Source organism: Streptomyces sp. CB02414 (assembly GCF_001905385.1).
In the GTDB taxonomy this organism is placed as follows: Bacteria; Actinomycetota; Actinomycetes; order Streptomycetales; family Streptomycetaceae; genus Streptomyces.
The window spans coordinates 788,433-813,087 of sequence record NZ_LIPF01000002.1; the positions used below are offsets into that span (position 1 = coordinate 788,433).

The window sequence follows — 24,655 nt, forward strand, 5'->3', positions numbered from 1 at the left end:
GTTACTGGATCACCACCTTGACGATGCCGGTGAGGGCGATCTGGGCGAGGGACAGAGGGACGAGGAGAGTCCAGGAGAGCTTCTGGAGCTGGTCCTCACGCAGGCGCGGGTAGGTCACGCGCAGCCAGATCACCACGAAGGCGAGGACGGCGGTCTTCAGCAGCGTCCACACCCAGCCGAGACCGTCGGCGCCCCAGGGTCCGTGCCAGCCGCCCAGGAACAGGACGGTCGTCAGGCCGCACAGGACGACGATCCCGGCGTACTCGGCGAGGAGGAACAGCGCGAAGCGCAGGCCGGTGTACTCGGTGTAGGCACCGAAGATGATCTCCGAGTCGGCGACCGGCATGTCGAACGGGGGGCGCTGCAGCTCGGCCAGCCCGGCGACGAAGAAGACGATCCCGCCCACGATCTGCCAGGGCAGCCACCACCACTCGAAGGCGTCGACGATGCCGACGAGCGAGACGGTGCCCGCCGCCATGGCCACCGAGGCCGCGGTCAGCAGCATCGGGAGCTCGTAGGCGAGGAGTTGGGCGGCGGTGCGCAGACCGCCGAGGAGGGAGAACTTGTTGGCGGAGGCCCAGCCCGCCATGAGGGAGCCGAGGACGCCCACGCCCATGACGGCGAGGACGAAGAAAATGCCCGCGTCGACGACCTGACCGACCGCGCCCTCTCCCGGGCCGACCGGGATGGCCAGGAGGACCAGGAGGTACGGCAGGAGGGCCACGGCGGGGGCGAGTTGGAAGATGCGGCGGTCCGCGTCGGCCGGGACCACGTCCTCCTTCTGCGCGAACTTCACGCCGTCGGCGACGAGCTGCGCCCAGCCGTGGAATCCGCCGGCGTACATCGGGCCGAGACGGCCCTGCATGTGGGCCATGACCTTGTGCTCGGTCTGGCCGACGATCAGGGGGAGGGCGAGGAAGACGACGAAGACGATCAGGAGGCGCAGGGTGACGTCGAGCGCGTCGTTCACTGCGGGCCTCCTGGGGGGTTCGGGCGGTTCGGGTCCAAGGACTTTTTCCGGGCCGGGTTCTCGTTCTCCTCCGAGGTGCTCGGCTCGTCCGAGGTGCTCGGCTCGTCCGAGGTGCTCGGCTCGTCCGGGGTCGCGTCCGGCTGCCGTTCCGTGCCGGCGTCCGGCTCGGACCGGGGCCCGGGTTCGGGCTCGGCGTCGTCGAAGGCGGGGCGGGCGTGGTGCCACGGGGCGTCCGCGCTGCGCGGCGTGGCGGGGGCCGGCGGCTCCGGGGCCGTTGCCTCGGGCACCGGGGACGTGCCCGCGTCATCGCCGGCGGCAGGGCCGGGCGCCTGCGTGACCGGGTCCGTCCGCGACGGACGGGTGTCGGAGGCGGGGCGCTGCGACACGGAGCCCTCACCGGCGGTGCGCGCGCGTCGTGGCCGGGCGGTCGGCCCGGAAGCCGCTTGCCCGGTCCCCGCGCTCGTGTCCGTCTCCGTGGCGGGCCCGGCTTCCGGCGCGCCCGTCCGCTGGGACGCGGAACCCCCGCTCGCGCTGCGCGCACGCCGGGGCGCGGGGGCACCCTGACTGGCGGAGCCCTCCGCCGCCGTACGGGACCGGCGGACCGGACGGTCCCCCTCAGCGCGGGCCGGGCGTTCCCCCGCCGCGCGTCCCGCTCCCCGTGCCGGGCGGGCCGGAGCGGGAGGCAGCTGGCCCTTGAGCGGGCCCCACTCGTTGGGGTCGGGGACGCCGGGCGGCAGCATCTGCCGGCGACGCGGACCGCCGTGGTCGGACTCGCCGGGCTCCTTGGCCCCCGGCCAGGCCTTGGCGACGCGGGCGGCGAGGACGAAGTCCTTCCGCAACGGGTGGCCCTCGAAGCCCTCCGGCAGGAGCAGGTGGTCCAGCGCGGGGTGGTCCTCGAAGGCGACGCCGAACATCTCGTGGGTCTCGCGTTCGTGCCAGGCCGCGCCCGCGTAGACCGCGACGGCGCTGGGCAGCACCGGGGTCTCGTGCGGGACCGTCGTGCGCAGCAGCAGCCGGCGCACGGGTCCCAGCGCCACGACGTGCGCCGCGACGCGGAAGCCCGTGCCCGGCTCGTCGACCGCGCTCAGCCAGTCGAAGTAGGTGCAGCCCAGCCGGTCCCGCGCGGTCTCGAGGGCGGAGATCCAGGACGCCGGCGGCACGTCCACGGTCAGGACGTCGTACGACTCGTCGGCCTCGGCCTGCGGACCGAAGAGTTCCGCGGTATCGGCGGGGAGCCAGCCGACGGCGGTCATCGGCCCTCCCCCGGGTCCGCGGCCGGGTCCACAGCCGTGCCCGCGTCGCGGTCCGCGGTGGCGTCCGGCGCCGGCGGCCGTACCAGGCCGCTCCGCAGCGCCGCCGTCGACGGCCGGTGCGATGTGGCGTACCGCTCCCCCAGCGACTCCCGCGCGATCTTCTCCTGCAGTTTGAGGATGCCCTGGAGGAGGGCCTCGGGGCGGGGCGGGCACCCGGGGACGTAGACGTCGACGGGGATGATCTGGTCGACGCCCTTCGTCACGGAGTAGGAGTCCCAGTAGGGGCCGCCGCAGTTGGAACAGGCGCCGAAGGAGATGACGTACTTCGGCTCGGGCATCTGCTCGTACAGACGCTTGACGGCCGGCGCCATCTTGTCGGTCACCGTGCCGGACACCACCATCAGGTCGGCCTGGCGGGGGCCCGGCGCGAAGGGGATGACGCCGAGCCGGATGAAGTCGTGGCGGGCCATCGACGCGGCGATGAACTCGATGGCGCAGCAGGCGAGGCCGAAGTTGAAGACCCACAGGGAGTACCGGCGGCCCCAGTTCAGGACGACCTTCATCGGCTCGGGGGCGAGGCGGGCGAGCGCGCCGAGCCGCTTGGGCTCGGGGAGCAGCACGGGTTCGGCGGGGTTCCCGACAGGATTCTCGGCAGGGTTCACGTCCATGACAGGACGCCCTTCTTGTATGCGTAGAGCAGGCCCACGGCGAGGAAGCCGAGGAAGATGAACATCTCCACGAGGGTCGTCGCTCCGTAATCAGGATCGGCGAAGACCGTCGCCCAGGGGAAGAGGAAGATCGAGTCGACCGCGAAGATGACGTAGAGGAACGCGTAGACGTAGTAGCGGACCTGGGTGTGGGCCCAGCCCTCGCCGACAGGGTCGACGCCGCACTCGTACGTCAGCAGCTTCTCGGGCGTCGGGACCACGGGCCGCAGCAGGCGCCCGGCTCCGAAGGCGACGGCGACGAAGAGCACGCCGACGACGGCGAGCAGTCCGACGACCGAGTAGGACTGGAAGTAATCGGCCGCAAGGCCGACGGTCGGTTCCGGCACGTCCGTCCCTCGCTCCCCGCGCTCCCTGTCCCGAACGCTGCTGATCGACGATCTGTACGCACGGGAGTCTAGGGCCTGATAAAGAGACGGTAAGCAGCCCGTCACACCTTGGGACAGGGAGGCGGGCTCCGGAAGGTGGGGCCCGTGGGGGGTGGGCTGCGGAAGGTGGGCCCACGGGGGGTGGGGTTTTCCTCAGTGCGCCCTGGCGGTACACCTCATGGCGCGGCGTCGCGCGGCACGGCACGCTGACTCGTATGACCGAACGCCTCTCGACACCGACGCCTCGCGGGAACACCGGCGCCGCGCCCGGCGACCGCCCGCCGCCGGCCCGATTCGCCTACGACCGGCACACCTGGATGGAGATCGCCCACCTGCTGGCGAACTTCCCGGCGTCGCTGCTCGGATTCGTGTACGTGGTGACGATGCTGTTCACCGGCGTCGGGCTGACGGTCACGGTGATCGGGTTCCCGTTGCTGGCCGCCGGGCTGATGGGTGCGCGGCAGTTGGGCAAACTGGAGCGGGCCAGGGCCCGGGCACTGCTCGGGGTGCGGGTGGACGAGCCGAGCCGGCTTCCGTTGCGCGGCGGGGGCGGGTTCTTCCCCCAGCTGTGGATGGCGCTGAAGGACCCGGTGGGCTGGCGCACCGTCCTGTACGACTTCATACGGCTCCCCTGGGGCATCCTGACCTTCGTCGTCACGCTGACGTCGCTGTTCGTGCTGTGGCCGGTGCTGCCGTTCATCGCGCGGGGCCTGGCCAACGCGGACCGGGCGATGGTGCGGGCGCTGCTCTCCCCCTCCGACGAGCTGGAGCGGCGGATCGCCGAGCTGGAGTCGGACCGGGGCATCGTGGTCGACACGGCCGCGGCCGACCTGCGGCGCATCGAGCGCGACCTGCACGACGGGGCCCAGGCCCGCCTGGTCAACCTGGCCATGGGGCTGGGTCTGGCGAAGGAGAAGCTGCTGGAGGACCCCGACGCGGCGGCGGCCATGGTCGACGAGGCGCACGGCGAGGTGAAGCTGGCCCTGCAGGAGCTGCGGGACCTGGCCCGCGGCATCCACCCCGCGGTCCTGACCGACCGCGGCCTGGACGCGGCACTCTCCTCGGTCGCCTCCCGCTGCACCGTGCCGGTCAAGGTGACCGTCGACCTCGTGGAGCGCCCGGCCGCGGCCATCGAGGGCATCGCCTACTTCACCGTCTCGGAGCTGCTGCAGAACGTCAGCAAGCACAGCCGGGCGAAGACCGCCGCCGTGGAGGTGTGGCGGTCCTCCGACCGGCTGCTCATACAGGTGAGCGACGACGGCCGCGGGGGTGCCCGGCTCGACGGCGGTACGGGGATGAAGGGGCTGGCCGACCGGCTGAGCGCCGTCGACGGTCTCTTCGTCGTCGATTCGCCGGAGGGCGGCCCGACGACGGTGACCGCCGAGCTGCCGTGGCGCGACCGCACCGGCGACGACGCCACCGCGCGCGCTTCCGGCGCTTCCCGCGCTTCCGGCGCTTCCCGCGGGCACTGAGGGAGCGCGCCACACGGGCCGGCTCACGCCGAGGGGTGGGGAAAACCCCCCTCTCGAGACGCCGACGGGCTCCATGGCCCGTGGGCGGGCGGTCGATCAGGGTGGAGTTACGACAGCACAGCCATAGGACGAGGAGAAGGACGGCACCGATGGCCACGGATTACGGACACAGTTACGGGTTCGGGAGCGGGTCCGGCCTTCCCGAGGACACCGCCGCGCGACGCCACCGGTTGCCGGCGGGGCTGCGCGCGCCGTTCGAGGCGCGCAGCTGGCGCGAGTTCGGTTATGTGCTGCTGAGCCTGCCGATCGGCATCCTGCTCTTCACCTACGCCGTCACGATGATGTCCCTGGGGGCGGGGCTGCTGGTGACGTTCCTGGGCGTGCCGGTGCTGGCGGCGGCGCTGGCCGGCTGCCGGGGCTTCGGTGCGATGGAGCGGGCACGGGCCCGGGTCCTGCTGGGTCTGCGGGTGTCCGACCCGGAGCCGCTGCGGATGAAGAAGCAGGGCGCGATGGGCTGGATGGGTGCCGTCCTGAAGAGCGGCGTGTCCTGGCGGAGCCTGCTCTACGCGGTGCTGCAGTTCCCGTGGTCGGTGTTCTCCTTCGTCGTCGCCGTGAACGTCTGGGCGTTCGGGTGGGCGATGCTCACGTACCCGCTGTGGTTCTGGGTGTTCCCGATGTACGCCGGCCAGGACGGGCTCCAGCTCTACGGTGACGAGACGCACCGGGTCTACCTGGACAACCCGTTCGAGATCACCATGACCGCGCTGGTCGGTCTGCTGTTCACGCTGGCGACGCCGTGGATCGTCCGGGCGCTGACGACGGTGGACCGGGTGATGGTGCACGGGCTGCTCGGGCCGTCGCGGCTGGCCACCCGGGTGGTGGAGCTGGAGTCGGACCGCGGGGCCGTGGTCGACACCGCCGCGGCCGACCTGCGGCGCATCGAGCGCGACCTGCACGACGGGGCCCAGGCCCGCCTGGTCAACCTGGCCATGGATCTCGGACTGGCCAAGGAGAAGCTGAGGGAGGACCCGCGGGCGGCGGCGGTCATGGTGGACGAGGCCCACGGCGAGGTGAAGACGGCGCTCCAGGAGCTGCGGGACCTGGCCCGCGGCATCCACCCCGCGGTCCTGACCGACCGCGGCCTGGACGCGGCACTCTCCTCGGTCGCCTCCCGCTGCACCGTCCCGGTGCAGGTGGAGGTCGACCTGACCGAGCGGCCGGCGTCGGCGATCGAGGGCATCGCCTACTTCACCGTCTCGGAGCTGCTGCAGAACGTGAGCAAGCACGCGCGGGCCACGGCGGCCTTCGTGGAGGTCTGGCGCGTGGAGAACCGGCTGATGCTCCAGGTCGTGGACAACGGTGCGGGCGGAGCCGAGGTGTCGGCCGGTTCGGGGCTGGCAGGCCTGGCGGAACGGCTCGACGCCGTGGACGGAATCCTCGTGGTGGACTCGCCGGAGGGCGGCCCGACGCGGGTGACCGCGGAACTGCCGTGGCGGAGCGAGCCGGCGGCCGGCCGCTGAGCCGCCCGGTTCCCGCCTCCTCCGCCCGGCACCGCGCGTGCTGGACGGAGGAGGCGGGGCGTGCAGGTACCGGACCCGTCCCGGCGTAGCCGGCCCCTGCCGGGCCAGACCATGCCGTGCCATGCCGGACCGGGCCGAAGCCCGATCGGCGTGGCAGCCGCACCCCGGCCGGCGTGCCCGATCAGGACCCCGACCGGCGTCACCGAGCCGGACCCGGCCAAGGTGGCCGATAGTCGGTCGCCGAGCAGCCGGACCCGGCCGGAACCCCCCTGCTTCGCGTCCTCTTCCCGTTGCCCGAGCGCATTCGGTCTCCGTTGCTGGAATGCTGGTCCTGTCACACGGACGGGTTCGTGGACGCGGCGTGGGCCGCGCGGGCCGTGCGGTGGACGGGCTGTGGGGGGCCGAGGATCGTGGAGGACAGGGTGCGGGTGGTCATCGCCGAGGATTCAGTGCTGCTCCGAGAGGGGCTGACCCGGTTGCTGACCGACCGGGGGCACGAGGTCGTGGCCGGTGTCGGCGACGGTGACGCATTGATCAAGACCATCACCGAGCTGGACGCGCAGGGCGAGCTGCCGGACGTCGTGGTGGCGGACGTACGGATGCCGCCGACGCACACCGACGAGGGCGTGCGCGCCTCGGTGCAGCTGCGCAAGGCGCATCCCGGTCTCGGCGTACTGGTGCTGTCCCAGTACGTGGAGGAGCAGTACGCGACGGAGCTGCTGGCCGGTTCCAGCCGGGGCGTCGGGTACCTCCTCAAGGACCGGGTGGCCGAGGTGCGGGAGTTCGTGGACGCGGTGGTGCGGGTGGCCGGGGGCGGTACGGCCCTGGACCCCGAGGTGGTCGCCCAGTTGCTCGGGCGCAGCCGCAAGCAGGACGTGCTCGCGGGGCTCACCCCGCGGGAGCGGGAGGTCCTGGGCCTCATGGCCGAGGGCCGGACGAACTCGGCGATCGCCAGACAGCTGGTGGTGAGCGACGGGGCCGTGGAGAAGCACGTCAGCAACATCTTCCAGAAGCTGGGGCTGTCCCCCAGCGACGGTGATCACCGTCGGGTGCTCGCCGTCCTCACCTATCTCAATTCCTGACACGGCAGCCCACACCCCGGAATGACCGGCCGCTCATCCGAACGAATGAGAAACCGGAGCACGAGCCGGGGGCGTCTTCACGGGCGCCGGGGGGCGCGGAAACCGTGGGACTGCGAGGCGGCCGACCATCTCGAGGTCGTGTCCATCATGCGAATGTCCACCGGAAGCCAACCCCTGCGGACGTAGTGTTGATCCTGGGATGGTCGGTGGGAGACCACTCCCCGGACAGCCGCCTCGAGGGAGGTCCAGTCAGTGACCAGCCAGGTCAGCAGCCCAGCGGAGCAGGCCGACGGAACCGTCGTGGGAGAGCAGCGCAAACCGGCCGGAGCGAAAGACGTCCGCCGGCTGAACCGGGTGATCATCCGGTTCGCGGGGGACTCGGGCGACGGGATGCAGCTCACCGGCGACCGTTTCACCTCGGAGACCGCGTCGTTCGGCAACGACCTGTCGACGCTGCCGAACTTCCCGGCCGAGATCCGGGCACCCGCCGGCACCCTGCCGGGTGTCTCGTCCTTCCAGTTGCACTTCGCCGACCACGACATCCTCACCCCCGGCGACGCCCCGAACGTGCTGGTGGCAATGAACCCGGCGGCGCTGAAGGCGAACATCGGCGACATGCCGCGCGGTGCGGAGATCATCGTCAACACCGACGAGTTCACCAAGCGGGCGATGCAGAAGGTCGGCTACGACGACTCCCCCTTGGAAGACGGTTCCCTCGACGGCTACCACCTGCATCCGGTGCCGCTGACGACGCTGACGGTGGAGGCGCTCAAGGAGTTCGACCTCTCCCGCAAGGAGGCCGAGCGGAGCAAGAACATGTTCGCGCTCGGGCTGCTGAGCTGGATGTACCACCGGCCCACGGAGGGCACGGAGAAGTTCCTGAAGACGAAGTTCGCGAAGAAGCCGGACATCGCCGCCGCGAACATCGCCGCGTACCGGGCGGGCTGGAACTTCGGTGAGACCACGGAGGACTTCGCGGTCTCCTACGAGGTGGCTCCGGCGTCGAAGGCGTTCCCGCCCGGCACCTACCGCAACATCTCCGGGAACCTGGCCCTGGCCTACGGTCTGGTCGCCGCCTCCCGCCAGGCGGACCTGCCGCTGTTCCTGGGCTCGTACCCGATCACCCCGGCCTCCGACATCCTGCACGAACTCTCGAAGCACAAGAACTTCGGTGTGCGCACCTTCCAGGCCGAGGACGAGATCGCCGGGATCGGCGCGGCGCTGGGCGCGGCGTTCGGCGGGTCGCTGGCGGTGACGACGACGTCGGGGCCTGGGGTGGCGCTCAAGAGCGAGACGATCGGGCTCGCGGTGTCGCTGGAGCTGCCGCTGCTGGTCGTGGACATCCAGCGCGGCGGGCCGTCGACGGGTCTGCCGACCAAGACCGAGCAGGCGGACCTGTTGCAGGCGATGTACGGCCGCAACGGCGAGGCACCGGTCCCGGTCGTCGCGCCGCGCACTCCGGCGGACTGTTTCGACGCGGCTCTGGAGGCGGCGCGGATCGCCCTGGCCTACCGCACGCCGGTGTTCCTGCTCTCCGACGGCTACCTGGCCAACGGCAGTGAACCCTGGCGCATCCCGGAGACCGGTGAACTGCCGGACCTGACGGTGCAGTTCGCGCAGGGCCCCAACCACACCCTGGACGACGGTACCGAGGTGTTCTGGCCGTACAAGCGTGACCCGCACACCCTGGCCCGCCCCTGGGCGGTGCCGGGCACCCCCGGGCTGGAGCACCGGATCGGCGGGATCGAGAAGCAGGACGGCACCGGCAACATCTCCTACGACCCGGCCAACCACGACTTCATGGTCCGCACCCGCCAGGCCAAGATCGACGGCATCGACGTCGACGACCTGGAGGTCGACGACCCGGACGGGGCACGGACCCTGGTGCTCGGCTGGGGCTCGACGTACGGACCGATCACCGCCGCCGTGCGCCGGCTGCGGACGGCCGGAGAAGCGGTCGCCCAGGCCCACCTGCGCCACCTCAACCCCTTCCCGCACAACCTCGGCGACGTACTCAAGAGGTACGACAAGGTGGTGGTCCCCGAGATGAACCTCGGGCAGCTCGCCACCCTGGTCCGGGCGAAGTACCTGGTCGACGTGGAGTCGTACAACCAGGTCAACGGCATGCCGTTCAAGGCGGAACAGCTCGCCACCGTCCTGAAGGAGGCCATCGATGGCTGACGCCAACGCACTGCTCCAGCTCGTCCCCAGGGCCGAGGGCAAGCAGTCCATGAAGGACTTCAAGTCCGATCAGGAAGTGCGCTGGTGCCCCGGCTGCGGTGACTACGCGATCCTGGCCGCCGTGCAGGGCTTCATGCCGCAGCTGGGCCTGGCGAAGGAGAACATCGTCTTCGTCTCCGGCATCGGCTGCTCCTCCCGCTTCCCGTACTACATGAACACCTACGGGATGCACTCCATCCACGGCCGCGCCCCCGCCATCGCCACCGGCCTCGCCGCCTCCCGCCGCGACCTGTCCGTCTGGGTCGTCACCGGCGACGGCGACGCCCTCTCCATCGGCGGCAACCACCTCATCCACGCCCTACGCCGCAACGTCAACCTCAAGATCCTCCTGTTCAACAACCGGATCTACGGCCTGACCAAGGGCCAGTACTCCCCCACCTCCGAGGTCGGCAAGATCACCAAGTCGACGCCGATGGGCTCCCTGGACGCCCCCTTCAACCCCGTCTCCCTCGCTCTGGGCGCCGAAGCCTCCTTCGTCGCCCGCACCGTCGACTCCGACCGCAAGCACCTCACCGAGGTCCTGCGCCAGGCCGCCGACCACCCCGGCACCGCCCTCATCGAGATCTACCAGAACTGCAACATCTTCAACGACGGCGCCTTCGACGCCCTCAAGGACAAACAGCAGGCCGAGGAAGCCGTCATCCGCCTCGAACACGGACAGCCCATCCGCTTCGGCACCGACAACGCCAAGGGCGTCGTCCGGGACCCGGCCACCGGCGACCTCCAGGTCGTCGCCGTCACGCCGGACAACGAAGCGGACGTCCTGGTCCACGACGCCCATGCCACGTCACCGACCACCGCCTTCGCCCTGTCCCGGCTCGCCGACCCCGACACCCTCCACCACACCCCGATCGGGGTTCTGCGCTCGGTCGAACGGCCCGTCTACGACACCCTCATGTCCGACCAGCTCGACACCGCCATCGAGCAGAACGGCAAGGGCGACCTCACCGCACTGCTCGCCGGCGGCGACACCTGGACCGTCGTCGGCTGACAGACCGCCGCGCACAGCACACGAGGGCCCGGACGAACAGCGTCCGGGCCCTTCGCTTACCCAGAGGTAGGTACCTTACTTCAAAGTGGGCACTATCTTTTAGATAGCGCACCTCCTAGGGTTAGTGGCAACACACCCCCACCAGGAGCACTGAAGCCATGAGCATCGTCGTCACCGGAGCCACTGGACACCTCGGCCGCCACGTCGTGCGGCAACTGCTGGAGAAGGTCCCGGCCGACCAGGTCACCGCCGTCGTCCGGGACCGCGACAAGGCCGCCGACCTCGCCGCCCGCGGCATCCGGCTCGCGATCGCCGACTACAACTCCCCCGAGACCTTCGACGGCCTCTTCGCTTCCGGCGACCGGGTCCTGCTGATCTCCGGCAACGAGTTCGACAAGGGCCGCGTGGGGCAGCACACGGTCGTGATCGACGCGGCGAAGAAGGCCGGCGTCGCCCTGCTCGCCTACACCAGCGCCCCCAGCAGCCTCACGGCCGCGCTCGCCGACGACCACCGCGCCACCGAGGAGGTGCTGGTCGGCTCGGGCGTGCCGTACGCGCTGCTGCGCAACGGCTGGTACCACGAGAACTACACCGAGCAGCTCGCCCCGGTCCTGGAGCACGGCGCCGTCGTGCAGGCGGCCGGGGAGGGCCGGGTCTCCTCCGCCTCCCGCGCCGACTACGCGGCCGCCGCCGTCGCCGTACTGACCGGCGAGGGCCACGAGAACACCGCGTACGAGCTGGGCGGCGACGAGGCGTGGAGCTTCGCCGAGTACGCCGCCGAGCTGAGCCGGCAGGCGGGCAAGGAGATCGTCTACAACCCCGTCTCCGCCGAGGCCTACACCGGCATCCTGACCGGCGCCGGGGTGCCCGGACCGCTCGCGGACGTCTTCGCGGGTGTGGACGCCGCCATCGCCAAGGGCGAACTGGTCGTCTCCACCGGCGACCTGTCCCGGCTGGCCGGCCGCCCGACGACGCCGCTCGCGGAGGCCGTCGCCGCCGCGCTCAAGGACTGACTCCGGGCCCCCCTCCACACACACCCGCCCGCCTGTCATGACCGTATTGCGATACGGGCATGACAGGCGGGTGGGTGCGGCGCTACCTTCGTTCTGGCATGCCTCCCCGTCCCCGGCATGCCGTGTGCGAGAAGGAGGTGCCCGTGGCCGGGTCGTCCAGGAGTGAGCAGCGAATAGGCCTGCTGAACGGCTTCGCGGCGTACGGGATGTGGGGCCTGGTCCCCTTGTTCTGGCCGCTGCTCAAGCCCGCGGGCGCCGGGGAGATCCTCGCCCACCGGATGGTGTGGTCCCTCGCCTTCGTCGCCGTGGCCCTGGTCGTCGTACGACGCTGGGCGTGGGCAGGGGAGCTGCTGCGGCAGCCGCGCAGGCTCGGTCTGGTCGCCGTGGCCGCCGCGGTCATCACCGTGAACTGGGGCGTCTACATCTGGGCCGTGAACAGCGGCCACGTGGTCGAGGCCTCGCTCGGGTACTTCATCAACCCGCTGGTCACCATCGCGATGGGCGTGCTGCTGCTCAAGGAGCGGCTGCGGCCCGCGCAGTGGGCGGCGGTCGGGACCGGCTTCGCCGCCGTGCTCGTCCTCACCGTCGGCTACGGCCAGCCACCGTGGATCTCCCTCTGCCTCGCCTTCTCCTTCGCCACGTACGGCCTGGTGAAGAAGAAGGTCAACCTCGGCGGCGTCGAGTCGCTGGCCGCCGAGACGGCGATCCAGTTCCTGCCGGCGCTCGGCTACGTGCTGTGGCTGGGTGCGCAGGGCGAGTCGACCTTCACCACCGAAGGCTTCGGCCACTCGGCTCTGCTGGCCGCCACCGGCCTGGTGACCGCCATCCCCCTGGTCTGCTTCGGCGCGGCGGCGATCCGCGTGCCGCTGTCCACGCTGGGGCTGCTGCAGTACCTGGCCCCGGTCTTCCAGTTCCTGCTCGGCGTCCTGTACTTCGGTGAGGCCATGCCGCCCGAGCGCTGGGCCGGCTTCGCACTGGTCTGGCTGGCGCTCTCCCTGCTGACCTGGGACGCCCTGCGCACGGCCCACCGCAACGCCCGGGCCCTCCGGGCCCAGCTGGACCGGGCGGGGGGCGGCGTTCCGCCGGCCAAGGACGGCACCGGCCGGGAGAAGGGGATCGTGGCCTCCGGGGTCCCGGCCCAGGACCCGGCCGGCAACGAACAGGCCGACGCCCCCGCGGGAAAGCCGTAGCGCCCCTCCCTCACGGCTCCTGCTTCCTTCAGCGCGTCCGAGGTGCCCGCCGGGCGCGGTGGGCCCTGGCCTTCTCGCGGTTGCCGCAGTGTTCCATCGCGCACCAGCGGCGGCGGCCCGGGCGTGAGGTGTCGACGAAGAGCAGCTTGCAGTTGTGCGCGCCGCACTCGCGGACACGGTCGGCGTAGGGGCCCGTGAACAGCTCGACCGCGTCGCGCGCGACCGTCGACAGCAGACGCGCCCCCGTGGCCCCGGGGGCCCAGCCGCGGGTGCCGTCCGCCTCGATGCGGGCGGCGAGCGGCGGCTCGGCGGCCGCGGCGTTGACCGCGTCCAGGTGCTCGGGCCGCAGTGGGCGTCCGTGGGCGCGGTCCGCGGCGAGCAGGAAGAGGGCATCGCGCAGTGCCCGGGCCCGCCGGACATCGGCTCGCTCCACCACCAGGTCGAGCCCGCCCGGCAGCCGGCTGCGGTCGGCCCAGGCGGCCAGGTCCTCGGGGCGGTGCAGCACCTCCCAGCGCGCGTAGTCGCCCGGCCCGCCCGTCGTCAGCAACTCCAGGCACAGCGCACCCGGGTCGAAGCGGTACGGCTTGCCCTCGTGCGACACCAGCGTCAGTCCGGGGGACGTGTCCGGCGATTCCATTGCCCGCTCACTCACGTAACCACTATAACTGGTTACATGACTTCGACCCCGGGGCCCGCCCCCTTGCACTTCAAGGTCGTCATCGACGCCGCCGCGCCGCACGAGCAGGCGGACTTCTGGGCCGCCGCCCTGCACTACGAGGTGGAGGACAACAGCGCGCTCATCGAGAAGCTGCTGGGTTTCGGGGCCGTACCGCCCGAGCTGACCACCGAGTCGCACGGCCGCCGCGCCTGGCGGGACCTGGCCGCCGTACGGCACCCCGACGACCCCCATCAGGAGGAGAGCGGCGCCGGACTGGGACGGCGCCTGCTGTTCCAGCGGGTCCCGGAGGCCAAGTCCGGGAAGAACCGCGTCCACCTCGACGTGCACGCGGCCGAGGGACGGCGCGAGGAGGAGGTGGCCCGGCTGGAGGCGCTGGGGGCGAGCGTGCTGCGGCACGTGAAGGAGCCGGGCGGGGAGTGGGTGTTGATGGCGGACCCCGAGGGGAACGAATTCTGCGTGCACTAGGGGGCGGAGGGGGAACGGGGACAAGACGGCCGCGCGGCGCGGGTGACCGGTCAGGTCTCCGATATGCGCAACATCATGGCCGGTTAACGGTCTTGACGAGCGGTCAGTCCCGGCCCCACCATCCAGGCACCCCATTCACAGCGGAGTCCGCCCCCAGGGACTCCCCAGGAATTCGGAGCCCCCCACATGAAGCTCCCCCTTTCCGGACGTGCGCTGACGGCCGGCGCCGTCGCCGTCGCCACACTGACGGCCGGCGGATCGGTGGCCGGCGCGGCGCCCGCCGCCGTTCCCGCCCCCGCGGCAGCCGCCGCGCCCGACATACCGGTGACCAACGTCAAGGCACACCTGGCGCAGCTCCAGTCGATAGCCAGGGCGAACGGCGGCAACCGCGCCCACGGCCGCCCCGGCTACCAGGCGTCGCTCAACTACGTGAAGGCCGAACTGGACGCAGCCGGGTTCACCACCACCGTCCAGCGGTTCTCCGCCTCCGGCCGCACCGGGTACAACCTGATAGCCGACTGGCCCGGCGGCGACGCGAATCAGGTTGTCATGGCCGGGTCACACCTGGACAGCGTCTCCTCCGGTCCCGGAATCAACGACAACGGCTCGGGATCGGCGGCCGTCCTCGAAACCGCGCTCGCCGTGGCCCGGTCCGGCCACCAGCCCGCCAAGCACCTGCGTTTCGCCTGGTGGGGCGCCGAGGAGCTGGGACTGGTCGGCTCCCGGTACTACGTCAACAGCCTCGGTTCGTCGGGCCGCGCGAAGATCAGCGGTTACCTGAACTTCGACATGATCGGCTCGCCGAACCCCGGCTACTTCGTCTACGACGACGATCCCACGATCGAGAAGACCTTCAAGGACTACTTCGCCGGCCTCGGCGTCCCCACGGAGATCGAGACCGAAGGCGACGGCCGCTCCGACCACGCGCCCTTCAAGAACGCGGGGGTTCCGGTCGGCGGCCTCTTCAGCGGCGCCGGCTACCGGAAGACGTCCGCGCAGGCGGCCAAGTGGGGCGGCACCGTGGGCCAGCCGTTCGACCGGTGCTACCACTCGTCGTGCGACACGACGGCCAACATCGACGACACGGCCCTGGACCGCAACAGCGACGCCATCGCGTACGCGATGTGGGAGCTGTCGCAGTAGCACCGCCTCTCAGGTCCGGCCGGATCACGGGTCCGGCCGGATCGCGGGCCGGTCTCAGCCGGCCTGGGCGCGGGCGGCGCGTTCGGTGAGGCGGCCCATGCGGGTACGGGCCGACTCCAGCTCCTCGGCGTCCTCGGCGGCCGGGCCGTCCTCGGCGGCCAGTTCGCCCCACAGGCCCACCAGGTCGTGGCCGAGCTCCAGCCCGCGTGCCGGGTCGCGTACGGCGCGCCAGGCGGTGGCCGCGCTCTGGACGTTGCCGTAGGCGGCCTCCGCGTCGCCCGCGCGGCGGTGTATCCGGGCAAGGTCCAGGGAGAGCCGGAAGGCACGGTCGGGGTCACCGGACAAGTAGGCGATGTAGGCGGTGAGTTCGCGGAGCCGGAGCACCTCGGCGTGCTCCGGTCCCAGCGTCCCGGAGGCGTCCGCCACGGCCTGTTCCGCGAGCCGCGCCGCCTCCTCCGTACGTCCTTCCTTGACGGCCTCGTTGATACGCGCGGTCGGCTCCGCGAGGAGCGCGGGGGCGGTGGCGTCCCCGGGGGCGGTGAGCGGCCCGTCCCCGAGCACGGCCTCGGCGACGGCGTCGAAGCCTCGGGTGGGGGTGGGGGTGGGCTTGGGGGCCGGGTCCGCGTCGGGCACGACGAGGAACGGCCCGCCGGCCGCTCGCGCTCCCTCGCGCCCGTACGCTTCCTCTCCCCCGCCCACGCCTTCGTCCTCGAAGCCACCGTTCGCCACGCCACCGTCCATCCGGGGCGGCGGCCCGAAGGCGCCCGTCGGCGGCGCCACCGTCCCGGGCGCCGCGGCCGTCTCCGCACCGCCCGCCGGCTCCGGCAGGGCCCGCAGCGTGAAGGTCGGCGAGGAGTCGCCGGCCGGCGTGGGCCGCGGCTCGGGCACCGGTGCCAGACGGAACGTCGGGGCGCTGTCCCCTGCCGGTGCCACCGAGCGCAGGACGTGCGTGGGCCGGTCCGGCCGTACGGCACCTCGTTCGTCACTCGTCGGCGCCGGTTCCCCGGCGAGGTGGCTGGAGCCGTCCGGGTCGACCCGGAGCGGGACGGAGCATCCGATGCGCTCGTCGTGGATCGTGGCGAGGACGGGTCGGCCGGCGGCGACGGCGAGGCGGTGGAGGCGGTTCAGGACGGCGTTCTGGATCTCCTCGCCGGGGGCGGCGACGACAGGTGAGCCGTCGACCGAAGCGCTGCGCGCGCCGGAAGCGGCCGACGCGACCGCCGGCACACGGACGTCGATCGGCGCCACCGCAGGGCCGGGCGAACGCTCGGCGTCCTCGTGCTCCCGTTGCCTGTCACGGCCGAGTCGAGACATCGTTCCCCCACTCATCGGCGGCTTCCGTCGGCGGCTTGGTGCCCGTACCGTCCAGAGCCTGTCATGCCTGTCGTACACCTACCGTCGAGTCTCGCCGCTCGCTCCCGGTTCTCGCGTCACCGGGGTGTCACAGGCTCGTTCCAGGTGCGAGAGAGCCGTCTGGCACAGCCGAGCCCGCCGACCGCGGCTCAGGCCGTGATGTCCTTCGTCGTGAACCGCGCCCAGGCCGCCGAGCCGAAGACCGCCGCGTACAGGGCCTGGAGGCCGAGGTTCCGGGTCAGATCGTCCCAGTAGACCGGTTCGCGCATCAGGTCGGCGAAGGACAGCCAGTAGTGCGAGAAGAAATACGGCTGGAGCGCGTCGAGCTGCGGGATCTGGTCGAGGATCTGGACGGTGATCACCAGCCCGACCGTGGTCGCCATCGCCGCGATGCCGCTGCCGGTCAGGGTCGAGACGAACAAGCCGAGGGCCGCGACGCCGACGAGTGAGGCGGCGACGACCAGGGCGATCAGCAGGGCCCGTCCCAGGCCCTCGGCGTACGTGATCCGGGTGCCGGAGATGGTGATCAGGTCGCCGACCGGGAAGAGCAGCGCGCCGACCGCGAGCGCAGAGACCGCGACCGTCAGGGTCGCGGCGAGGCAGAAGGCGATCACCGTGGCGTACTTGGTGAGCAGCAGACGGGTGCGGCCCGCGGGGGCGACCAGGAGATAGCGGAGGGTGCCCGCGCTCGACTCGCCGGCGATCGCGTCGCCCGCGACGACGCCCACGGCCATCGGCAGGAAGAACGGGAGGGTCGCGGCGAGCGCGGTGAAGACCAGGAACAGTCCGTTGTTGCTGATCTGCGAGATGAAGGCCGGGCCTCCCCCGCCACCTCCGCCGCCCCCGCCTCCGCCGAAGGACGAGCCGTCGCTCGTCTCGATCTTCACGGCGATGCCCACCAGTACCGGGACGGCGGCCAGCACGCCCAGCAGGGCGAGGGTGCGCCAGCGACGGAAGGTGACCGAGAGTTCGCTGCGGAGCAGCCCGAAGGTCCACAGCGGGTTCGGGGTGCGCGTCGGCCGCCGTAGCGTCTCAGCTTGCGACATCGAAGCCCTCCCCGGTCAGCGCCACGAACGCGTCCTCCAGCGACGCCCGTTCCACGCCGAAGCCGCGGACCCGGACGCCGGCCGTGACCAGGGCGGCGTTCAGGTCGGCGAGGTCGCGGTCGGGTGGTTCCGCCGTCACCCGGCCCTCGGCGACGGTCACGTCACCGGCTCCCTGCTCCTTCAGCACCCGGGCCGCCTCCCCCGTGTCCGGCGTGGTCACCACCAGCCGGCCGCGAGCCCCGGCCGACAGGTCGGCGACCGGGCCCTGGGTGATCAGCCGTCCCCGCGCCATCACGGCGGCGTGCGTGCAGACCTGCTCGATCTCGTCCAGCAGGTGGGAGGAGAGGAAGACCGTGGTGCCGTCGGAGGCGAGTTCGCGCACCAGTGTGCGGATCTCGCGCATGCCCTGCGGGTCGAGTCCGTTGGTGGGCTCGTCCAGGACCAGCAGGCGGCGCGGCTGGAGCAGCGCCGCGGCGAGCCCGAGGCGCTGCTTCATGCCGAGCGAGTACGCCCTCGCCTTCTTGCCGGCGGCCGCCGCGAGGCCCACCCGGTCCAGCGCGGCGGCGACGCGTTCGCGCCGGGTGCGGGGGTCGGCGGTCGGGTCGGCGGAGTCGTAGCGCAGCAGATTGTCGCGGCCGGAGAGGAAGCCGTACAGGGCCGGGCCCTCGATGAGGGCGCCGACCTGGGGCAGTACGGCGCGGGCGTCGCGCGGCACCGGTCTGCCGAGGACGGCGGCGGTGCCCGAGGTGGGCTCGATCAGGCCCATCAGCATGCGGATGGTGGTGGTCTTGCCGGAGCCGTTGGGGCCGAGGAAGCCGAAGACGCTGCCCGCCGGGACGGTCAGGTCGAGACCGTCCACGGCGAGCTGTCCGCCGCGGTAGCGCTTGGTGAGGGCGCGGGTGGCGATGACGGCGTCGTCCCCGCTCCCGCGCTCCGGGTGCTCCGGCTCCGTGGCGGACGGCTCGGCCATCGGCTCCCTCTCCTCGTCGTTCCCGCTCCGGTCCGGCGTCTACCGGGCCGCGTCGGCCGCCTTCACCAGCGCGTCCTTGGTGACGGCGCCGGCGTAGACCTTGCCGTCGTCCGTGATCAGGGCGTTGACCAGGCGGGTCTTGAAGACCGTGCCGGAGCCGAAGTCGCCCTTGACCTGGTCACCGAAGGAGCCGAGGAAGCCGCCGAGGGCACCGGCGTCGCCGCCCGCGGAGGCGGTGGGCAGGCCCTGGCCGCCGGTGTCGAAGGTGGCGATGGAGTTCCAGCCCTCGCCGATGACCTCCAGGCCGTCCAGCTCCCCGGCCACGTCGGCGCCGGCCGCCTCGCGCCCGTGCTCCGGCGCCCCGGCCGTCTCGTCGGCCTCGGTGACCTTCGCACCCTTGGGCGGGGTGAAGTCGAAGGTCGACGCGTCCGGCTTCGCGAAGCTGACCTGGGTGAAGCCGACGTCCACGACGGCGGCGCCGCCGCTCGCCGGAGTGAGCGTGAACTTCAGCGGCATACCGGTCTTCGCGTCCACCGCGATGCTGACGGCGCCGACCGTGGAGCCCTCCTGCTTGGGCTCGATCACCAGTCGGTACGCGTCCCGGCCGGCCACCTGCGCGGTGCCATCGACGGTGACTGAGGTGGTGTCGTCGACCGCCTTGAGCGCCTGGTCGGCGAAGTCCTTCGGCGTGGCCGGGACGTCCTGCTCCGGCTTCTGCTGCCTCTTCTGCTTCTCCGGCTGCCCGGCCGCCTCGGACGTGGTCGAGTGGTAGACCTCGTTGGACGCGCTGTCGTAGCCCCAGACGTCCTTGCCGTCGTGGATCAGGCTGTACTCGGCGGCGTTCTCCAGCAGGGAGAGCTTCTGCCGGTCGGGGCCGTCCGCCGCAACCCGCAGCGTGTGGGTGCCGGACACCAGCTCGGTGAGCTTGGCCGACGGGTCGGCGGCGGAGCCGCCGTCCTCACCGGCCGCACCCGGCGCACCGGACATACCGGACATCAAGCCGCTTTCCAGGCCGCCGAGGTTCGGCAGGCCCAGATCCGTGGTGATCTTCACCGTGCCGGACAACTGCTCGACGTCCGACTTGGCGATCTTCTCTATGAGTTGTTCCGCCGTGACCTTCGGGAGGTCCGGGTCCCCGGAGTCGGCGATCGCGGGGACGAGCCCGATCGTCGCGGCCGCCACTCCCATCACCGCGACCGGTACGACGTAGCGCGCGGCCTTGCGCCGTCCGGCGCGCGAGTCCTCGCCCTCCCCGGCGGTCCTGTTGTCGTCGGAATCGATCGGTGCCATCTGTGCCCTACCTCCGTCGTCGGCGGCGGCTGTCTCGCGACCTCGCACTCGTCGTCTCACCCGTGAGCCGCCATTCTCACCCGAATCGGTGAGGATTGGTGTGTTCCGTGGTGTCCATCTGACCAAATCGGCCGGGGAGAAGCGTCAGACCGCGGGCTCAACTCCGCGTACTCCTGCGGGATGACACGGACGGGCGGCAGCTCCCCCGGCCCGTAGGGGGCGGGGTACGCCCACCACGCGAGGCAGGTCACCGCACCGCGCGTTCAGCCGGCCCGGTGCACCACGGCGTCGCACAGCTCCACCAGCGCGGACTTCGCCTCGCACTCCCGCAGCGGGGCCAGCGCCGCCCGGGCTTCCCTGGCGTACCGGACGGTGTCCTTGCGCGCCTGTTCCAGCGCGGGGTGGGCGCGCAGCAGGCGCAGCGCCTCGGCGTGCCGGGCGTCGTCGCTCAGGTCGGAGTCGAGCAGCTCGGACAGGGCGATGTCCTCGGCGAGCCCCAGCCGCTCCGCGCGCTCGCGCAGCCGCAGCACCGGCAGGGTCGGGATGCCCTCGCGCAGGTCGGTGCCGGGCGTCTTGCCGGACTCGTGGGAGTCGGAGGCGATGTCCAGGACGTCGTCCGCGAGCTGGAAGGCGACGCCGAGCCGCTCGCCGTACTGGGTGAGCACGTCGACGACGGTCTCGTCGGCGCCGGACATCATCGCGCCGAACCGGCAGGAGACCGCCACCAGCGACCCCGTCTTGCCGCCCAGTACGTCCAGGTAGTGGTCGACCGGGTCACGTCCGTCCTGCGGCCCGGCCGTCTCGAGGATCTGGCCGGTGACCAGCCGCTCGAACGCCAGGGCCTGCACACGGACCGCCTCGGGGCCGAGGTCGGCGAGGATCTGGGAGGCGCGGGCGAAGAGGAAGTCGCCGGTGAGGACGGCGACCGAGTTGTCCCAGCGGGTGTTCGCGCTGGGCACCCCGCGGCGCACGGCGGCCTCGTCCATCACGTCGTCGTGGTACAGGGTGGCGAGGTGGGTCAGCTCGACGACGACGGCCGAGGGCACGATGCCGGGGGCGTAGGGATCACCGAACTGGGCCGAGAGCATCACCAGCAGTGGCCGGAACCGTTTGCCGCCGGCCCGCACCAGGTGCTGGGCGGCCTCCGTGATGAAGGGCACCTCGCTTTTGGTTGCCTCAAGCAACCCTTCCTCGACCGCGACCAATCCGGCCTGGACATCGGCTTCCAGAGCCTGGTCCCGCACGCTCAGCCCGAACGGCCCGACGACGGTCACGAGGGGTCTCCTGTCTGCTGGTGTCTACTGGCGATTACCTGGTTTGTCGATAGGTCGCTGCCACCACTCAAGTCAGCGTATCCGGTCACGTTTCGATCACCGCTAGCGCCCACCGTTACAGGCCGGTCGGTATCGGATCATGCGCGGTATGTTTTTGATCAGGCGATATGAGCAGATATCGATCGACATCCTCGAGGCCGGAAGCCGCCACCGAAGATCACATCACCCCTCCCAACGGCCCGCACTCCGAGTACGTCACCCACTCGGCCCTCCTCTGTCGATACGAACGCATGCCCGCACGACGCGCTCGTGAACACCGGACGGCACGGCGGTCGAGCGCGGAGACCGCCCGGCGGCACCCCGGACCGGCCGTCCAGCCGTCCATCCATCCCGAAGTCCGCCCGCCCCCGAAGCCCTCACGACCTGCGGGCGATTGGCTCATACTTGAACTGAATGCCCGATTTGCCGCTCTTGTTGAGGCCGGTGAGTTGGCTCACTTCAGGCCACCCAGAGGCAACCCGGCCGCCGACTGCGCCCTCCCTTTGCCCCGCAAGCGAGTTGAAGCTTGGCGGCCGCAAAGGATCAAGCACCCCAAATGCCCCAGACCAAGGTCAACAGGCGTGTTGGGTGATTCCTGCACTTGTTCCGGACATGTGCTCTCGCATACGTTCCCGGCCTGTCGGGCGGACGCCGAATCCTGCCACCGCCCGGACGCAGTCATCCGCCAACACACTCGCCGGCAGGAGCGGGGGACCCAGGTAAGTCGCCGCACCGGTCACCACCGGAGCGGCTCGGGGTGAAGCCGTGCCCGTCAGGGCCCGGCCGGGCACCTCCCCGCCCGAACCCGACAGCTCACCTCGCAGGCGTAAGGAGAGGGACTCAGCATGTCTGCCAACGGTCAGAACCGTCACGCCCGCGCCGGCCGTCTCGCCCGGAAGCTGGCTGTGGCCGGCACCGGCGCCGCGGTGCTCGCCCTGCCGCTCATCGGTGCCACCAGCGCCTCCGCGGCCACCCCGGCCGCCGCGCCGGCCGCCGCCACCGCCACGACGACGTACTCGAACACTCTCGACGGCTGGATCCGTGAGTCGCTCGACGTCATGGCGCAGCACGGCATCCCCGGCACCTACGAGGGCATCCACCGCAACATCATGCGGGAGTCGTCCGGCAACCCGCTCGCCATCAACAACTGGGACATCAACGCCATCAACGGCACCCCGTCCAAGGGCCTGCTCCAGGTGATCGACCCGACCTTCCAGGCGTACCACGTCGAGGGCACCTCCTGGGACCCGTACGACCCGGTCGCCAACATCACCGCCGCCTGCAACTACGCGGCCGACCGCTACGGCTCGATCGACAACGTCTTCGGCGCGTACTGAGCCCTACCCGGGCGCGGACCGAGCCGCATCAAGAGGTACTGAAGATCCGTTCGAGGACGACGGCCACGCCGTCGTCCTCGTTCGTCGTGGTGACCTCGTCGGCGACCGCCTTGAGTTCGGGGTGGGCGCCGGCCATGGCGACGCCGTGGGCCGCCCAGTGGAACATGGGGATGTCGTTGGGCATGTCCCCGAAGGCGATCGTCCGCCGCCGGCCCACCCCCAGGCGCTCGGCGGCCAGCGCGAGGCCGGTCGCCTTGGTGATGCCGCACGGCTGGAGCTCCACCGTCCCCGGCCCCGACATGGTGACCGTGGCGAGCGAGCCGACCACCGCGCGCGCCGTCGCCGCCAACTCGTCGTCGGACAGGTCGGGGTGGCGCAGCAGCACCTTGCTGATCGGCTTGGCCCACAGTTCGTCACGCCGGCCGACGCGCACCGCGGGCAGCGTCGGGTGGGGCATCAGGTACCCGGGTTCGATGAGGGTGAGGCCGTCGACGCCGTCCTGGTCGACCGCGGCGTACACCTGCCCGACCTCCGCCTCGATCTTGCCGAGCGCGGTTTCGGCCAGTTCCCGGTCCAGGGTGACCGACCAGAGCATCCGGTGCGCGCCCGCGTCGTAGACCTGCGCGCCCTGTCCGCACACCGCGAGCCCCGTGCAGCCGAGACGGTCCAGGAGGGAGCGCACCCGGGGCGCCGGCCGCCCCGTCACCACCAGGTGCCGCGCACCGGCGCCGGCCGCCCGGGCCAGCGCGGCCAGCGACCGGTCGGAGACGGTGTCGTCGCCGCGGAGCAGCGTGCCGTCGAGGTCGGTGGCGACGAGTGAATATGCGGTGCGGTCCATGATCAGAGAATACGGACGCGGCACGTGCCCGACTCACCCGCGACCGCTTCCGGACCGCTTCCGAACGAGGACGCAGCGAGTACGTCCGAGAACGCACGACGACGCCCGATCGTGTCCGAAACCTGGCACATCATCGGCTAAAGCCGGTTAAAGGCCTGTGCACCGGTTGGCAACAAGATGGTCCGCTACCTACCGGCCGGGCGGCCCCGGAGGTACCTTCCTTGTGTCCAGGGGGGACTTGATCGGGGGGTCGGGTTGAACAGCGGACGTGTGCGTGTGCTCAGGCCGGAGGAGCTGGGCGAGGGGGAACGGGAACGCTGGCGCGAGCTGCGCGCCAAGTCGACGGTGCCACGCAACCCGTTCATGGAACCGGAATTCACCGACGTCGTGGGCCGGGTGCGGCCGCGGGCGCGGGTGGCGGTGGTGTACGACGGCGGAGAGGCGGCGGGTTTCCTGCCGCACGAGCGCGGGCCCCTGGGACAAGGCCGCGCGATCGGGCTCGGGGTGTCGGACTGCCAGGGCGCGGTGCTGCGCCAGGACCTCGCCCCGGACACCCGCCGACTGCTGCGGGCCTGCTCCCTGTCCAGCTTCGCCTTCGACAACCTGGAGGCGGACCAGGGTCTGTTCGTGCCGCTCGCCGCCGAGGAGCACGCCACGTACGTCATCGACGTGGAGCAGGGGTACGCGGCGTACGAGAGCGCGCTGCGCGCGCGGTCGCCGAAGTTCCTCAAGACCACCCTCGCCAAGGAGCGCCGGCTCGGCCGCCAGGCCGGGGACGTGCGCTTCGTCTTCGACGAGCGCGACCCGGCCGCACTGCGCACCCTCATGGGCTGGAAGTCGGCGCAGTACCGCAGGACGGGACGCCGGGACCGGTTCGCCCAGGAGTGGATCACCCGGCTCGTCGGGCGGCTGGCCGGGATCCGGGCGCCGGAGTGCACGGGCACACTGTCCGTGCTCTACGCCGGCGGACGGCCGGTCGCCGCCCACTTCGGGCTGCGCTCGGCGACGGTCCTGGCGTGCTGGTTCCCTGCGTACGACCCGGAGTTCGCCAAGTACTCGCCGGGGTTGATCCTGCACCTGCGGATGGCCGAGGCCGCCGCCGCCGAGGGCATCGGCATGCTCGACATGGGGCGGGGCCCGGCGGAGTACAAGGACTCGCTGAAGACCGGCGAACTGCCCGTGTACGAGGGCGCGGCGACGCGTCCGGGAGCGGGCGCCGCGCTGCACTGGCTCGGCCGCGAACCGGTCCGCCGCGCGCACGGCTTCGTGCGCGAGCGGCCGCGGCTGGCGTCGCTGGCGGTGCGGACGCTGCGGGGCGCGGCACGGCTGCGCCGGTCGTGACGGGGGCCGGTCGTGACGGGGGCCGGTCGTGACGAGGGCCGGTCGTGACGGTGGG

Annotated in this window: 22 protein-coding genes and 1 riboswitch; of the genes, 11 read left to right on the plus strand and 11 right to left on the minus strand. The window is 71.8% G+C overall.

Annotated features, from left to right (window positions below; translation table 11 throughout):
- Window position 1 precedes the first annotated feature (1 nt).
- From AMK11_RS09795 to AMK11_RS09810, 4 genes are read right to left on the minus strand one after another with little or no spacing between them, the layout of a single operon-like run.
- On the minus strand, window positions 2–970 hold the full coding sequence (locus AMK11_RS09795) for a complex I subunit 1/NuoH family protein (RefSeq protein ID WP_073725212.1): 969 nt from the start codon (window positions 968–970) through the stop codon (window positions 2–4).
- A complete protein-coding gene (locus AMK11_RS09800) occupies window positions 967–2,223 on the minus strand; it encodes an NADH-quinone oxidoreductase subunit C (protein WP_073725214.1) in 1,257 nt (418 codons plus the stop codon). The genes AMK11_RS09795 and AMK11_RS09800 overlap by 4 nt, the downstream gene beginning before the upstream one ends.
- Window positions 2,220–2,891 (minus strand): NADH-quinone oxidoreductase subunit B, encoded by a 672-nt coding sequence (locus AMK11_RS09805; protein ID WP_073725216.1) that lies wholly within the window; start codon window positions 2,889–2,891, stop codon window positions 2,220–2,222. Before AMK11_RS09805 ends, AMK11_RS09800 begins: the two co-directional genes overlap by 4 nt.
- Window positions 2,882–3,277: an NADH-quinone oxidoreductase subunit A gene (locus AMK11_RS09810; RefSeq protein WP_073725218.1), complete on the minus strand. Its 396-nt coding sequence runs from the start codon at window positions 3,275–3,277 to the stop codon at window positions 2,882–2,884. Before AMK11_RS09810 ends, AMK11_RS09805 begins: the two co-directional genes overlap by 10 nt.
- A gap of 254 nt (window positions 3,278–3,531) precedes the next feature.
- On the opposite strand from AMK11_RS09810, the gene AMK11_RS09815 reads away from it, so the two are divergent.
- The 7 genes from AMK11_RS09815 to rarD all read left to right on the plus strand — a co-directional run bounded on the left by AMK11_RS09815 (window position 3,532) and on the right by rarD (window position 12,825).
- Complete coding sequence (locus AMK11_RS09815; protein ID WP_073725220.1) at window positions 3,532–4,788, plus strand: sensor histidine kinase; 1,257 nt, start codon at window positions 3,532–3,534, stop codon at window positions 4,786–4,788.
- Window positions 4,789–4,937: 149 nt separating this feature from the next.
- On the plus strand, window positions 4,938–6,308 hold the full coding sequence (locus AMK11_RS09820) for a sensor histidine kinase (RefSeq protein WP_073725222.1): 1,371 nt from the start codon (window positions 4,938–4,940) through the stop codon (window positions 6,306–6,308).
- A 410-nt stretch (window positions 6,309–6,718) separates the two neighbouring features.
- The gene (locus tag AMK11_RS09825; RefSeq protein ID WP_073725224.1) at window positions 6,719–7,390 is read left to right on the plus strand and encodes a response regulator transcription factor; all 672 of its coding nucleotides are present in this window, start codon (window positions 6,719–6,721) and stop codon (window positions 7,388–7,390) included.
- Between the two features lie 252 nt (window positions 7,391–7,642).
- Window positions 7,643–9,571 (plus strand): 2-oxoacid:acceptor oxidoreductase subunit alpha, encoded by a 1,929-nt coding sequence (locus tag AMK11_RS09830; RefSeq protein ID WP_073725226.1) that lies wholly within the window; start codon window positions 7,643–7,645, stop codon window positions 9,569–9,571.
- Window positions 9,564–10,622 carry a 2-oxoacid:ferredoxin oxidoreductase subunit beta gene (locus tag AMK11_RS09835; RefSeq protein WP_073725228.1) on the plus strand — a complete coding sequence of 353 codons (1,059 nt, stop codon included), beginning with the start codon at window positions 9,564–9,566 and terminating at the stop codon, window positions 10,620–10,622. Before AMK11_RS09830 ends, AMK11_RS09835 begins: the two co-directional genes overlap by 8 nt.
- Before the next feature lie 158 nt (window positions 10,623–10,780).
- Window positions 10,781–11,635 (plus strand): SDR family oxidoreductase, encoded by an 855-nt coding sequence (locus tag AMK11_RS09840; RefSeq protein ID WP_073725230.1) that lies wholly within the window; start codon window positions 10,781–10,783, stop codon window positions 11,633–11,635.
- 143 nt (window positions 11,636–11,778) lie between these two features.
- Window positions 11,779–12,825 carry an EamA family transporter RarD gene (gene rarD / locus AMK11_RS09845; RefSeq protein ID WP_073725232.1) on the plus strand — a complete coding sequence of 349 codons (1,047 nt, stop codon included), beginning with the start codon at window positions 11,779–11,781 and terminating at the stop codon, window positions 12,823–12,825.
- A gap of 28 nt (window positions 12,826–12,853) precedes the next feature.
- Here rarD and AMK11_RS09850 read toward each other — a convergent pair whose 3' ends face one another.
- Entirely contained in the window at window positions 12,854–13,462 is a 609-nt protein-coding gene (locus AMK11_RS09850) for a CGNR zinc finger domain-containing protein (RefSeq protein ID WP_198941335.1), read from the minus strand.
- A 36-nt stretch (window positions 13,463–13,498) separates the two neighbouring features.
- On the opposite strand from AMK11_RS09850, the gene AMK11_RS09855 reads away from it, so the two are divergent.
- Both AMK11_RS09855 and AMK11_RS09860 read left to right on the plus strand, forming a co-directional pair.
- On the plus strand, window positions 13,499–13,969 hold the full coding sequence (locus tag AMK11_RS09855; RefSeq protein WP_073725234.1) for a VOC family protein: 471 nt from the start codon (window positions 13,499–13,501) through the stop codon (window positions 13,967–13,969).
- A gap of 186 nt (window positions 13,970–14,155) precedes the next feature.
- Window positions 14,156–15,112 (plus strand): M28 family metallopeptidase, encoded by a 957-nt coding sequence (locus tag AMK11_RS09860; protein WP_073725236.1) that lies wholly within the window; start codon window positions 14,156–14,158, stop codon window positions 15,110–15,112.
- A 54-nt stretch (window positions 15,113–15,166) separates the two neighbouring features.
- Here the strand turns inward: AMK11_RS09860 and AMK11_RS09865 are convergent, their stop codons facing one another.
- From AMK11_RS09865 to AMK11_RS09885, 5 genes are all read right to left on the minus strand, one after another.
- The gene (locus AMK11_RS09865) at window positions 15,167–16,426 is read right to left on the minus strand and encodes a hypothetical protein (protein ID WP_073725238.1); all 1,260 of its coding nucleotides are present in this window, start codon (window positions 16,424–16,426) and stop codon (window positions 15,167–15,169) included.
- Between the two features lie 188 nt (window positions 16,427–16,614).
- Window positions 16,615–17,511 (minus strand): ABC transporter permease, encoded by an 897-nt coding sequence (locus tag AMK11_RS09870; RefSeq protein ID WP_073725240.1) that lies wholly within the window; start codon window positions 17,509–17,511, stop codon window positions 16,615–16,617.
- The gene (locus tag AMK11_RS09875; RefSeq protein ID WP_073725242.1) at window positions 17,498–18,481 is read right to left on the minus strand and encodes an ABC transporter ATP-binding protein; all 984 of its coding nucleotides are present in this window, start codon (window positions 18,479–18,481) and stop codon (window positions 17,498–17,500) included. The genes AMK11_RS09870 and AMK11_RS09875 overlap by 14 nt, the downstream gene beginning before the upstream one ends.
- 39 nt (window positions 18,482–18,520) lie before the next feature.
- Complete coding sequence (locus tag AMK11_RS09880; RefSeq protein ID WP_073725244.1) at window positions 18,521–19,771, minus strand: LolA family protein; 1,251 nt, start codon at window positions 19,769–19,771, stop codon at window positions 18,521–18,523.
- A gap of 263 nt (window positions 19,772–20,034) precedes the next feature.
- The gene (locus AMK11_RS09885) at window positions 20,035–21,045 is read right to left on the minus strand and encodes a polyprenyl synthetase family protein (RefSeq protein WP_073725246.1); all 1,011 of its coding nucleotides are present in this window, start codon (window positions 21,043–21,045) and stop codon (window positions 20,035–20,037) included.
- Between the two features lie 712 nt (window positions 21,046–21,757).
- A riboswitch (cyclic di-AMP (ydaO/yuaA leader) is annotated at window positions 21,758–21,925 on the plus strand.
- Between the two features lie 4 nt (window positions 21,926–21,929).
- Between AMK11_RS09885 and AMK11_RS09890 the strand changes: the two genes are divergently transcribed.
- Window positions 21,930–22,421 carry a transglycosylase SLT domain-containing protein gene (locus tag AMK11_RS09890; RefSeq protein ID WP_073725248.1) on the plus strand — a complete coding sequence of 164 codons (492 nt, stop codon included), beginning with the start codon at window positions 21,930–21,932 and terminating at the stop codon, window positions 22,419–22,421.
- A gap of 28 nt (window positions 22,422–22,449) precedes the next feature.
- Here the strand turns inward: AMK11_RS09890 and AMK11_RS09895 are convergent, their stop codons facing one another.
- Window positions 22,450–23,259: an HAD family hydrolase gene (locus AMK11_RS09895; protein WP_073725250.1), complete on the minus strand. Its 810-nt coding sequence runs from the start codon at window positions 23,257–23,259 to the stop codon at window positions 22,450–22,452.
- Window positions 23,260–23,535: 276 nt separating this feature from the next.
- On the opposite strand from AMK11_RS09895, the gene AMK11_RS09900 reads away from it, so the two are divergent.
- Window positions 23,536–24,600 (plus strand): GNAT family N-acetyltransferase, encoded by a 1,065-nt coding sequence (locus AMK11_RS09900; RefSeq protein WP_198941336.1) that lies wholly within the window; start codon window positions 23,536–23,538, stop codon window positions 24,598–24,600.
- Window positions 24,601–24,655 lie beyond the last annotated feature (55 nt).